General features: G+C 43.8%; 10 protein-coding genes. 8 read left to right on the top strand and 2 right to left on the bottom strand.

Features of this window, described 5'->3' with window-relative positions; all coding sequences use genetic code 11:
• Positions 1–7 precede the first annotated feature (7 nt).
• Positions 8–1,174, bottom strand: coding sequence for an LL-diaminopimelate aminotransferase (locus tag MKHDV_RS01215; protein ID WP_160711419.1), 1,167 nt, complete (start codon positions 1,172–1,174; stop codon positions 8–10).
• 221 nt (positions 1,175–1,395) lie between these two features.
• Complete coding sequence (locus MKHDV_RS01210) at positions 1,396–2,952, bottom strand: methyl-accepting chemotaxis protein (RefSeq protein ID WP_160711417.1); 1,557 nt, start codon at positions 2,950–2,952, stop codon at positions 1,396–1,398.
• Between the two features lie 266 nt (positions 2,953–3,218).
• Between MKHDV_RS01210 and MKHDV_RS01205 the strand changes: the two genes are divergently transcribed.
• The 8 genes from MKHDV_RS01205 (at position 3,219) to MKHDV_RS01170 (ending at position 13,213) form a co-directional block, all read left to right on the top strand.
• On the top strand, positions 3,219–4,112 hold the full coding sequence (locus MKHDV_RS01205; protein WP_160711415.1) for a sulfite exporter TauE/SafE family protein: 894 nt from the start codon (positions 3,219–3,221) through the stop codon (positions 4,110–4,112).
• Positions 4,113–4,127: 15 nt separating this feature from the next.
• Positions 4,128–5,045 (top strand): site-specific tyrosine recombinase XerD, encoded by a 918-nt coding sequence (xerD, locus tag MKHDV_RS01200; protein WP_160711413.1) that lies wholly within the window; start codon positions 4,128–4,130, stop codon positions 5,043–5,045.
• Between the two features lie 2 nt (positions 5,046–5,047).
• On the top strand, positions 5,048–7,717 hold the full coding sequence (locus MKHDV_RS01195; RefSeq protein ID WP_160711411.1) for a CBS domain-containing protein: 2,670 nt from the start codon (positions 5,048–5,050) through the stop codon (positions 7,715–7,717).
• Between the two features lie 205 nt (positions 7,718–7,922).
• Positions 7,923–8,408 (top strand): HIT domain-containing protein, encoded by a 486-nt coding sequence (locus MKHDV_RS01190; protein ID WP_160711409.1) that lies wholly within the window; start codon positions 7,923–7,925, stop codon positions 8,406–8,408.
• 185 nt (positions 8,409–8,593) lie between these two features.
• The gene (locus MKHDV_RS18810) at positions 8,594–8,806 is read left to right on the top strand and encodes a LapA family protein (protein ID WP_254060380.1); all 213 of its coding nucleotides are present in this window, start codon (positions 8,594–8,596) and stop codon (positions 8,804–8,806) included.
• A 23-nt stretch (positions 8,807–8,829) separates the two neighbouring features.
• Positions 8,830–9,927 (top strand): lipopolysaccharide assembly protein LapB, encoded by a 1,098-nt coding sequence (locus tag MKHDV_RS01180; protein ID WP_160711407.1) that lies wholly within the window; start codon positions 8,830–8,832, stop codon positions 9,925–9,927.
• A gap of 141 nt (positions 9,928–10,068) precedes the next feature.
• Positions 10,069–12,783, top strand: a complete 2,715-nt coding sequence (mutS, locus tag MKHDV_RS01175; protein WP_160711405.1) for a DNA mismatch repair protein MutS — start codon at positions 10,069–10,071, stop codon at positions 12,781–12,783.
• Positions 12,770–13,213: a hypothetical protein gene (locus tag MKHDV_RS01170; RefSeq protein WP_160711403.1), complete on the top strand. Its 444-nt coding sequence runs from the start codon at positions 12,770–12,772 to the stop codon at positions 13,211–13,213. The genes mutS and MKHDV_RS01170 overlap by 14 nt, the downstream gene beginning before the upstream one ends.
• Positions 13,214–13,345 lie beyond the last annotated feature (132 nt).

Below are 13,345 nucleotides of genomic sequence, written 5' to 3'. Positions count from 1 at the left end.
AATGCAACTACAGGTTCTGAATACGAGATACCGCCTCCTCGAGGCGCTCATTACCTACGGTAAGTGAGATACGGAAGTACCCTTCGCCCGGGGTACCAAAACCGTTACCCGGAGTAAGAACTACACCGGTCTCTTCCAGAACTTTGGTAACAAACGTAGATGATGTATATCCATCAGGAACGTGAGACCAAACATAAAAAGTTGCATCTGGGATATTGCATTTAATGCCTGCTTTATGCAGACCACTTACAACGAGATCACGACGACCTCTGTACATGTCACGAAGACCTGCGACAAATGGTTCGCCATCACGCAGCGCGGAAATACCTGCAAGCTGTACAGCCTGGAAGATACCGGAGTCTACATTTTCTTTAATCTTGCCGAGACCACGAACAAGCTGCTCGTTACCGCAAGCCATACCTACACGCCAACCGGTCATGTTGTATGGTTTGGACAAGGAGTTAAACTCAATCGCAACATCTTTACCACCTTCTACTTGAAGAATAGAAAGAGGCTTGTTGTTATCATCGTAATAAATCTCGGTGTACGCCGCATCCGCAACAATAATAACATTGTATGCTTTTGCAAGATCAATCAGCTTTCTGTAGAACGCTTCATCCGCAGTAGCTGCAGTCGGGTTGTTCGGGTAGTTGATGAAGATAGCTTTAGCTTTTACCCAAGTGGCTTCATCAATAGCATCAAGATCAGGAAGGAAAGAATTATCTTCCAAAAGCGGCACGTACTGAACCTGACCACCTGCAAACTCGGTTGCGATACCGTATACAGGATAGTTAGGAGTACACACGAGGACGAGATCGCCCGGGTTAACGAAAGCAAGCGGGAAATGTGCAATACCTTCTTTAGAGCCAATAAGGCTTACCACTTCATTATCTGGATCAAGGTCAACATCAAAACGAGTTTTGTACCAGTCAGCAACTGCGGTACGATACTCTTTCATGCCAACATATGAAGGATACTGGTGGTTTGCCGCATCATCCAGCGCTGTGCGCATGGTATCAAGAACAAACTGTGGTGTAGGAGTGTCCGGATCGCCAATTCCAAGACTAATAATATCAACACCACGAGCGGCTACTTCAGCCTTAACTTTATCAATCTGTGCGAACAGATACGGTGGCACTGCGGCCAAACGGTCAGCAAGCTTGAACTCTGCCATAGCTTTGCATCTCCTTAGGGTATATATCCCGTTACCGGTCGGGAAAAAAGAGCTCTGCCATAAGCTCTGTTCCTTACATAATCGTATCAAATAGCTTTTACGCTTCTGTATATACCTTGAGAATGATTATCGGTCAATAAACCAGTGCACCAGATTTCTCTCGGCCCACGATTTTTCTACACTTTAATAGCTCTCACTGTATGGTGAACCAATTTTTTCTACTAATTAATATCGCGTAATTCAGCCACAAGTACAGTTAATTCAGATGCAAGGCGGGCTACATCGTTCACTGCAGTTGCTGATTCATTCATTGCTGCAGAATTTTCATTAGCTAAGCCATTTATTTGTGTTGCAGCGGCGGAAATTTGATCACTTGCCGTAGATTGCTCACCAGCTGCTGCGGCAATCTCGCGAACTCTGTCTGCGGTAGCATTTGCCATTGAAACAATCGTATCAAGAACTTCTGCAGAATCAGCAGAAAGTCTTGTGTTTTCATCAATCGCGTCAGAGGCAGATTCTGTAGACCCTATAGATTTTTCTGCACTAATCTGAATAGCATCAACCGCTCTACTAACCTCAGTTGTTGCCTGCATTGTTTTCTCTGCCAGCTTGCGAACTTCATCAGCAACAACAGCAAAGCCTCTACCAGCATCACCGGCACGTGCTGCCTCAATAGCGGCGTTCAGCGCAAGTAAGTTTGTCTGATCTGCGATATCATTAATTACGCTAATAATATCTCCGATTGATTCAGCATGTCCGCCCAACTCGTGCATGTCATTTTTCAACTCAACGGCATGTTCATGCACACGCGTAATAACAGCTCGAGCCTGTTGAACTACTTCAACTCCCTGTGTTGCGCTACCACGGGTTGATTCTGCTAAACCGGATGCGTCATTTGCACTTTGAGCCACATCCATAACGGATGCATTCATCTGCTCCATTGCAGCTGCAACATCTGTTGTACCGTGCTGCTGAGTTACCGAGAGCTTAAGAGACTCATCAACCTGTGAGGAAATTTCGGAACAGGACGCAGTAAGTCTATCTGTGATAACTGCAATTTTTTCAGCAGAAGCCGCAATAAGTTCATGCTGCCCCATTAAATCTTCTTCATGCTTTTTCAGCTGTGTCATATCAAGATACAAACAAAGCCCGCCAACACAAATACCATCTATATTATATAGCGGATATACGTTCGCGAGCACATGACACTGTCCGCCTTTATGCCCATTAATTGTTACTTCGAGGTTTTTAAATACCTTTCCATTGTTAATGGACTTCCCAACCGCGGTTTCGCGTGTTCTGTCATTATAGAAAATCTCTCCAAGAGTACTTCCATGCTGCGCTTCAGGAGCTCCGTCTATTTCCAGCATGTCTAAGCATTCCTGGTTCGTAAACAATGCCTTTTCATCTGCATCGACAAGAATATATGGGACGGGTAACCCTTTAATAACACCAAGAAGAACGCCTTTTTCGCGTTTGAGTTCCTCGATCAACATCTTCACTAATCCAAAGGTTGCATCCTGTGCTGAAAACTGCGGATGAGGAGCATCAAAATTGTCTTTCAAGATTTCTGAAATATATTTTTGTAGTTTTTCATTGTCTGCCTCAACGTATGATCCAGCAACATACATAGTGAAAAAGACAGCGACGACCAGCAAGCCAGAAATAAAGAAATAAAGTGGAATCGTGCCACTTGTATTATACATAACAATACCGGATACGAGTTGAATCAGAAGTCCACTCATTGCGAGACATTGAATCTTTTTAGAATTCCACATACAATTTCTTCCTTACTTAAGGCGAATGCCGATGGCACACTTTATTATTAGAAAATAGTACTGATACAGATCAGTGTTTGCATATAACGCCGCGGCTGAGATACATAATGTTCGCACATCCATTACAATCAAAACGAAAACGACATACTGCAAAAGCATATGACGCAATCTTCGGCGCTAAATGTTGCACTCTTATCGGAGAATAGTGTAAAATCTTTACAACCTAGCTCATACTTTTGACCTTTTACACTAACAGCGGAGAGCCTATGCTGTTTCCTGTTGCCGGCATTGAAGTCCACCCTCTATTCCCCCCAGCTGTTGCTTTTGTTATTTCCTTTTTCACGTCCATGAGTGGGCTTTCAGGAGCTTTTTTGCTGCTTCCCTTCCAAATGTCAGTTCTTGGCTACACCACGCCTTCTGTAAGTGCAACAAACCAACTGTTTAATATTATTGCTATTCCGAGTGGCGTCTTGCGCTACATACGTGAAGGAAGAATGGTTTGGCCACTCACATGGGCTGTCATAGCAGGCACCCTCCCCGGTGTTGTCATCGGCGCTATTATTCGAATCACATACCTTCCCGACACCGCAGACTTTAAATTATTTGTCGGCGGTGTGCTGCTCTATGTCGGTTTTCGTCTCTTTAAAACAATCCGTTTCAAAAAAAGAATAACATTGGAAACAGATGCCATAACGCCTCCAATCGGCACTACAAAAACTCTTGAGTTTTCTTTAAAACGTATCGCTTATTCTTTTGAAGGTGAAACGTACACTGCCCCTACTGCCGGTATTTTTTCTCTTACCTTTGTGGTAGGGATCATAGGTGGAATTTACGGCATCGGTGGCGGCGCAATTATTGCCCCATTTTTTATTACATTCTTTGGGCTGCCAGTTTATACAGTTGCTGGCGCTTGTCTCATGGGAACGTTTGTAACGTCTATTGCCGGTGTCGGAATTTATCAGGCCCTTTCATATATATATCCGGCACAAGTAATTGCTCCCGACTACCTTTTAGGCATATTATTCGGACTAGGCGGAATTGGAGGAATGTATCTTGGCGCGCTGTGCCAAAAATATGTTTCTGCCAATACACTTAAAGTCATTCTCACAGTATTTATTCTGTTCACCGCAGGTAAATACATTTCGGAATATTTCTTTTAATTACAGGCACGCATAATGAACACGCAACCTCACGAAATACTTCCAGTCAGCCATCCTTTTGTTGATAGCTATCTTCAGTTTTTACTTGTCACACGTGGACTTTCTGAAAATACGCTTACTTCATATGAAACTGATTTACGCAGCTTTTTAGTTTTTCTCGAAGACAAAAAATACAAGGTTGAAGATGTTACTGATCAATCCATCTTTTTATACATTATGCACCTTCGTCGAGGCGGATTAAATAGCCGCAGCCTTGCGCGCCACCTGTCTGCACTTCGCGGATTTTTCCGATACTGTTTTGACGAGAACTATCTAAACGCCAACCCTGTACAATATTTAGAAAATCCAAAACTTCCTAAAACTCTTCCCGACGTTTTATCTGTAGAAGAAGTTCAAGCGATACTTGAACAACCAGATATGAAAAAGAAACTAGGATTTCGCGACCGCGCAATTCTTGAATTACTCTACGCTTCTGGTTTACGCGTTACAGAGTGTGTTACTCTGAAGCCTATTGACCTTGATCTCCAAAGTGGATTGATGCGTGTACACGGTAAAGGCTCTAAAGATCGAATAGTTCCGATGCACAATGCAGCCATGCAAATTTTGCAATTGTATATGCGAGATTGGCGACCACACTTTGCCCCAATTGAAAATTTTGTTTTCCTTAACCGATCCGGCAAAGGATTAACCAGGCAAGCTATTTGGAAACTGGTACAGCGTTACGTGTTAAAAGCCGAAGTTCATAAAAATGTATCTCCCCATACGTTTAGACATTCGTTTGCAACACATTTACTGGACGGCGGCGCAGATTTACGTACCGTTCAATTACTGTTGGGACACTCAGATATTTCTGCCACAGAAATATACACACATGTTCAGGCAGACAGACTTAAACAAATCCATAAGCAATACCACCCACGTTCAAGGATGTAAGCGTGAATTCTAATTCGAAGCCCCTTATTCCGGCTCCTGTCCTAATCACAGGTCACGCTAATGCAGACTTTGATTGCCTTGCGGCAATTGTTGCTGCAAGCAAGCTGTACGATGATGCCGTTCTAGTTTTCCCGGGATCACAGGAAGCAAACCTGCGAAACTTCTTTATTGAAAGTGCCACTTATCTCTTCAATTTTAAAGATGCCAAAGAAATCGATTATTCCACGGTCAAAACTCTTGTCGTTGTAGACACTAGACAACGCGAACGCATCAGCCATGTTGCTCCGGCTCTAGAGAATCCGGACTTAGAAATCCATCTGTATGATCACCATCCAGATTCAAATGACGATCTGCCAGCAACGCTCTCAGTGGTCAAACCTTGGGGATCTGCTACTTCAATCATCACGCTGTTGATTAAAGAAAAAGGGCTCTCCATTACGCCAGAAGAAGCAACCATGCTGGGACTGGGTGTTTATGAAGACACCGGATCATTCTCCTTCAATTCCACAACGGAACATGACTTTGAAGCAGGCGGATGGCTGAAAACAATGGGTATGGACATCAACACAATTTCAGAACTCACGACTCGTGAGCTGACCGTTGAACAAATTTCCATCCTCAACAGCCTGCTTGAATCTGCAACGACTCATGACATTAACGGCATCCCGGTTGTGATTGCAGAAACATCAGTTTCTCATTACGTGCGGGACTTTGCTTTGCTCGCTCATAAAATGATCGACATGCAAGAAGTAAAAGTTCTTTTTGCTCTGTGCCGCATGAGTGACCGGGTACAAGTCGTTGCCAGAAGTAAAATTCATTCTGTCAATGTTGGCCAAATTTGTCAGTCTCTAGGTGGTGGTGGTCATAACTTTGCAGCATCAGCCTCTGTAAAAAGCAAGCCACTATCTGAAGTAAAGGATGAACTTTTCGGACTACTCTATTCTTCCATCCATTATGAAAAGACTGTGCGTGAACACATGACTGCGCCCGCCATATTTGAATACGAAACCGTCTCCATGTGCAAAGCAGAATCTATTATGAACCGGTTTGGCCTAAAAGCTATTCCGTTGCTTGAAAGTGCTAATAATCCCGTTGTCAGCGGCTATCTGGAGTACCAAACCGCTGTTCGAGCTTGTTCGCATGGCCTAGGTAATGCCCCTGCCAGCACGTATATGAACAAAAAAGTTCAGACAGTGAACCCTGATGATGATTTGTATCCTGTCATGGAAATTATTGTAGGCAAACGTCAGCGACTTGTTCCGGTTGTAATTGATACACGCCTTATGGGGGTTATTACCCGTACAGACCTTATCAACACGCTGGTTGAAGAACCATCACGAGTACCTGACAAACTTTTTTCAGATAAAAAAGAGCGCAATGTACTCCCGCTCCTGAAAGAACGCTTGCCTGAACACCACTTCGAATTGCTAACTATGGCTGGAGATCTGGGAAACAGGCTTAACGTGGCTGTGTATGTTGTTGGTGGCTTTGTGCGTGACTTACTGCTTGGACGTAAAAACCTAGATCTCGACTTAGTTGTCGAAGGCGACGGCATTGCATTTGCTAAAAAACTTGCCCACAGTCTTGGTGGACGAGTGCGCCAGCATACAAAATTTAAAACAGCTATCATTATATATACGAACGCGGCAGGCGAAGAAGAACGACTTGATGTGGCAACCGCTCGCCTCGAATATTACGAGCAGCCAGCGTCTTTACCTACGGTAGAACTTTCTTCCATCAAGATGGACTTATACCGCAGAGACTTTACCATCAACGCGTTAGCCATCCAGCTAAGCCACGACAAATTCGGTAAGCTCATTGACTTCTTTGGTGCTCAGAAAGATATTCGCGACAAAGTAATTCGCGTTCTTCACTCCCTAAGCTTTGTAGAAGATCCGACACGCATACTCCGTGCGATCAGATTTGAAACCCGTTTTGAATTTATCATCGGCCCACAAACTACGAAGCTTATTAAGAATGCTTTACAATTAAAGCTTATCACTAAACTTAGCGGCTCCCGAGTTTTCCATGAGCTTCAATCTATCTTTAACGAAGTAAGTCCTTATCAGTCTCTCATCAGGCTTCATGAATTTACTGTTCTACAATCCATTCATCCTGCGCTTGAGCTCTCTCCGAAAAAACGAGATGTGCTTAAAGAGATTGAAAAGGTAATGGAGTGGTACAGAATGCTCTATGCCAAACCATCTCCCGAACCTTGGGTTATTTACTTACTTGGACTCACATCTGCATCAAAAGCTGATGCAGTGGAGGAAGTTCTTACACGTTTACACTTTGCCCCCAAACAATACGCAGACTTTTTAACCCTGCGGGACACCGTAAAATCTGTAACGAACTTGATAAACGCTATCCCTCCGGAAGCTTACAGCCGACTTTACGAACTGCTTGTACCAATACCGCTTGAAGGGGTACTATACATGATGGCGCGTACAAAATCTGAAGCAGTGAAAAAACATATTTCACATTTCCTTGCTTATCTGCGCAACACGACTCTCGACATCACAGGTGCAGACTTACAATTACTTGGATTTACACCAGGTCCTTTGTTCGGAGAAGTGTTACGAAAGACTTTATTCGCCATGCTTGATGAAAAAATAAAGACAAGACAGGAACAACTTGACTTTGCATACCGCATGTTAAAAGCTAGGCAATAATAGACAGTTATTGTAAAAATTATGAGTTTACACAGTAAGCATGGCAACATGCACACTCTTTTTGCAACCTAAATCTTGCTCTTCCGGCGCTTCCCGTGTAAATCGGCAAGGGATAATAATGATAGGATTGTACGGCATTCTTGAACATTCAAGAGTAAACCGAATAATTTTCCCCGATTCATTCAGAAAGAACTTAGGACGTATCATGCAACATATGTGGGCGCCTTGGCGCATTGACTATATTCTAGGCCCCAAACCTGACACATGCGTATTTTGCATTCCTGACCACACAGACGAAGATGAAGAACGTCTCATTCTTTACAGAGGCAAAAAAAACTTCATCATCATGAATAAATATCCATATAATGTGGGACACATTATGGTAATGCCGTACGAGCATACGAACTGTATTACCAAGCTTGCTGCTGATGTGGCCCATGAGTTGATGGACTTGCTGCAACTATCCACCACAATTATGAAAGAAACATTTAACCCTACTGGGATCAATATAGGTCTCAATCTTGGCACTTCCGCAGGTGCCGGCATTCGCGAACATCTTCATTATCATATTGTTCCACGATGGGATGGTGATTCTTCATTCATGGCTACGTGTGCCGATGTCCGGCTTATCTCTGAGCATCTTCAGAGTACCTATGCTAAATTGAAACCAAGCTTTGATGCCCTGCCGTAGGGTGTGTAATAAGGAGTAGTCTATGCGTTTTATTAAGGTACTTTTGCTTGTTGTTGTATTTTTCCTCTGTATGGTTTTCTTCCAACAGAATACAGCAGAACTTTCTCAGGCCATTACGCTGAAAGTTGATCTGTTGTACCAATCTTGGGAAACCATTCCGCTTCCAATTTACTTTCTCATTTTGGGTGCTTTTTGTTTTTGGCGCCTTTGCTGTTACTTTCTTCTTCTTACTCGAACGAGTTCGCTTGGGCTCCGCAATACGCAAAGCACGTAAGCAGCTTAAAAAACTTGAAAAAGAAGTAAACGCTCTTCGCACTAATCCTCTTGATGAAAAAGCAAATCTGCCTGAGATTGAGCCTGAATCTGAAGGTACCCCGGAAAAAGCTACTGAGGCGTAAGCGCAACTTACGGAGGGCAGCTAATGTCCATGCTGAGTCGATTGATTCCTAATAAGCGAAAATCTGTTCTTGCTACGTTTGAAACACCACATGGTGAACGAGATACCAAGGAAACTATTGCAGAACTGTCCCGAGCCGTTCGAAATGATCCCGATGCTGTTGAGATCTACATAGCCCTTGGAAACCTTTACCGTGCTCAAGGTGATATTGAGCGTGCCGTGCAATTGCGTAACAACTTGATTGCACGTCCTGGCCTTAATGAGGAATTCCGTGTTCGAGCCTTTCTCGAGCTTGGTCATGACTACCGTCGTGGCGGCTTCATGGACAGGGCACTACAAGCCTTTGAACGCGCAAGAAGAATTGCTGGAGACACTGAAGAAATCCTTCAGTCGCTTGCAGTTTTATATGCCGAGGTAGGCAACTTCCTCGATGCCTCAAGACTGTACGGAAAGCTAGGCCACAAAATTGGTCAGTCTCATTACATGGTTCTCCATGGTGAGGAACTTCTCTCTCTCGGAAGTGAAGGTGAAGCTAGTAAATCGTTCAACAAAGCCCTGCGTATCTACAAAGGCTCTGTTGAAGCTTGGATTGCGAAATTTGCACTTGCCGCACAAAATTGTGAGATCCGCAAATGTAGTTCGATTCTTAAAGATGGATTGACGAATATTACTCCAAGCATGCGTTTTCTAATGCTTGAGCATATTTACACGTCTCTTGATGAATATGCAGAATCATGCGACGACGACTTTGCCACAAACCTATGCAAGATTGTGGTGGAAGTTCTCGATACGCAAGATCCTGATATTATCGTTCAGTACTACTGCGCACGTTTCCATATTTATGATGGAAATATCGAAGAGGCAAATGCATGGCTTGCAAAGACCATGGTGCTTAATCCCAATTTTTGGGCAGCACGTATGGAGTTGCTGGGGCTTGCAATGAACGAGCAACCTCTTTCACCTGTCTTCAAAAATCAGCTTGGTTTCTTTGTAAACCAAATTGGAAATGTTAAGCGTTTCGTATGTAGCCATTGCGGTATCAGGCGCCTTGAAACATTCTATAGCTGCCCAAAATGCCGAAATTGGCACACAGCAGCATTTAGAATTCATCTTCAAGATTAACGTTCCAGCCGATTTATACATTGTTTCAGAAAATGGCGTTGTCTCTGGGCGACGCCATTTTTTACCTTTATACAATACTGGGAACAAGCCGAAATTATTCATGTTTGTTACGCAAAACCATTTGACACCCGATTATATATAATGACTGCAAACCGCCCTACAAAACTGACTCCTATGATGGAACAGTACCTTCATATCAAAGACCAGTACCCGCAATGTCTTCTGTTCTATCGTATGGGAGATTTTTACGAACTATTCTTTGAAGATGCTGAAGTTGCCGCGCGTGATCTTCAAATTACGCTCACCAGCAGAAGCAGCTCCAATTCAGAATTTCGCATTCCAATGTGCGGAGTTCCGTATCATGCTGTAGAAACTTATCTGCCAAAGCTTCTAGAAAAAGGTCATAACGTTGCCATTTGCGAACAAGTGGAAGACCCACGTGAAGCAAAGGGACTCGTAAAACGCGAAGTAAAACGAATATTAACTCCAGGTACTGTTGTAGAAGACGTAAACCTTGTCGCCAAAGGTCATAACTACCTAGGTGCACTCTGCTGGGATGTAAAAAACAACAGTGGCGGCCTTGCATGGGTAGACTACTCCACTGGAGATTGGTCTGGCATCCAGTTGAAAAAGCAGGCTGAGTTATGGCAATGGGCACAAAAAATGGGGCCGAAAGAACTCATCATTCCTGATGACCTCACCCCGCCGCCGTCTTTTTCTCTGACTGAGACAATCATTCTCAAAAAACCGGCAAAAGCCTTTTTTGATCTTAAGCGAAATACTGAAAAAATTTTAGAATCTCAAAACATCGTGGAACTCGGTGCTCTGGGATTAGAAAAGAGCAACGACCTTGTTAGGTCGTGTGGTGCTCTGCTTACCTATCTGAAATTAACGCAGAAAGGCGAGCTTACCCACCTATCCAGATTCAAACCACTGAACCTTTCAAAGCATCTCATCTTAGATGAGATTACAGAGCGCAACCTTGAACTTTTTAAAACCTTAGATGGCAGAAAAGGTCTTGGTACACTCTGGCAAGTTCTGGATCACACTCTTACTCCTATGGGCGGTCGTCTACTTGCAGAACGTATGCGCCACCCATGGCGTGACATTGCTCCAATTACCGAAACTCAGAATGCCGTTGAATACTTTTTTGCCAATGACACTCTTCGGAAGGACATCCGCACCGCTCTTGATCTTGTATATGACCTTGAACGCCTGAGCACACGTATTCAACTTAACCGTGCTGCGCCAAAAGACTTTGTTGCTTTGCGTCAAAGTATAAGCACGTTGCCTACCGTTCGAAGCGTTCTTGAAAAAGTTCAAACAGAGTCAGAGCAATACACCACCATGGACGATGAGCAACGACTCACCCTTCCTCCATGGCTCACTAAATTGCTCAAGCATTGGGATAACCTTGCAGATTATCACACCCTGCTCGACGATGCTTTTGTAGACAATCCACCTCCCCTCATTACTGAAGGTGGACTCTTTAAGCATGGATTCCACGACGATCTGAATGAACTTATTGAGTTAAGTGAGCATGGCGAATCCAAGCTTGAAGAATTGCTTCAGGAAGAACAGGCAGCCACTGGCATTCAAAAGATGAAATTAAAGTATAACCGCGTGTTCGGTTACTTCTTTGATGTGCCACAAGGATCTATTTCAAAAGTTCCTGAACATTTTGTACGACGCCAGACACTTGCCAACTCTGAACGATATTCAACACCAAAGTTGAAAGAATTAGAGGAAAAACTTCTTGCCGCAACTGACAAACGCAAGAGCCTGGAATACAAGCTCTTCCAGAAAATGCGCGAAACAATTGTCGGTGCACGCTCTCGTTTGCTGTTTATGGCAGACCTTCTAGCCGGTCTGGATTACTGGCAGAGCCTTGCTGAGGCAGCACGCAAATGGAACTGGGCTCGTCCTGATCTACACAGTGGAACTCATATCTCCATTAAAGATGGGCGACATCCTGTTGTAGAGGCAGTTCAAGGAAGTTCTAATTTTATTCCTAACGACCTACGCGTAGACAACAAACGAAAGCTTCTTCTCATTACTGGTCCAAACATGGCTGGTAAGTCTACTGTGCTAAGACAGATGGCAATCATTTGTATTCTTGCTCAGATGGGCTCTTTTGTACCGGCACGTGAAGCGAACATTGGCGTTGCAGACAGAATTTTTTCTCGTGTTGGTGCTTCTGACAACCTTGCTCAGGGTCAATCAACCTTTATGGTTGAGATGATGGAAACCGCCAGGATTTTGCGACAGGCGACAAAGCGCAGCCTGATTATCCTTGATGAAATCGGGCGCGGTACATCGACCTTCGACGGCCTATCTCTAGCTTGGGCCGTTGTCGAAGAACTATGTAGAAAATCTGATGGCATCCGAACATTGTTTGCCACACACTATCATGAGCTCACAGCGCTGGAAGGCAAAATTGCTGGTGTTCACAATATGAACATCGCTATTAAAGAATGGGGCGGAGAAATTGTTTTCCTGCGCCGGCTTGTACCGGGACCTTCAGACAGAAGTTACGGTATCGAAGTAGCTAACCTTGCAGGAGTGCCTGCAAATGTTGTAAAACGCGCTAAAGAAATCCTTTCAACACTTGAAAGTAATTCACAAAATTCAAAACAGGTTCAAGCTGCAAGCATGGCCAGTTTACTACCGGGAATTCCGGAAACTCCGGCTAAAACAAAAACAGCCAAGACTCCGCCTGTAAACACTGAACCAATAGACAATCCTCTTGTGACCGCATTGAAAGACCTAGATACTGACAATATGACTCCAATGGATGCATTAAAAAAACTTACAGAGTGGAAACTCTTGTGGGGAGAACGAAATGACGCCAACTAAGCGCCTTGTATGTATGATGGCAGCCTGTGTACTCATAATTGCCGCAGCAGGTTGTGGATTCAAAAGTGACCCGTCACCGGCAAGCTCTGCAGATGTTTTCAAATGGAAATCAATTAAAACATCAGTCCAAAGGCCATGCATTAATATTACTGGCAACCTTTCAGGCAATGTCTCTAATGTTGACGAAATTCTCGTTGAGTTACAAAAAGCTGGCGATACTGCGGACTGCCCGGGTTGCCCATTCCAGTCTGAAGAAGATTTTACATTCGCACCGAATGAGCTTGGCTTGTTAAGTGGTGGTGGCAAATTCGACACGACAATTTGTCCAACTCAGATATCCACTCTCTACCGCCTAAAAGTTACGGCGAAGAGCAAGTACTTCGGTATGCCTGACGCAGTAAGTAAAGAATACTTCGTCGAAATGCCTTAAGAAGTATACGGAAAGGTACTACCTTCATGAAACAATAAGCACGAATAGAACAGTGTTAGTCTTTCACAAGTAATAACGACAAACAATATTCGACTGTTCGTTCCATTCTAAATAGTAAAAAAAATGCTCTTC

The sequence above is a fragment of the Halodesulfovibrio sp. MK-HDV genome, assembly GCF_009914765.1.
Lineage (GTDB): Bacteria > Desulfobacterota > Desulfovibrionia > Desulfovibrionales > Desulfovibrionaceae > Halodesulfovibrio.
This window is presented reverse-complemented; position numbering and strand designations above follow the sequence as displayed.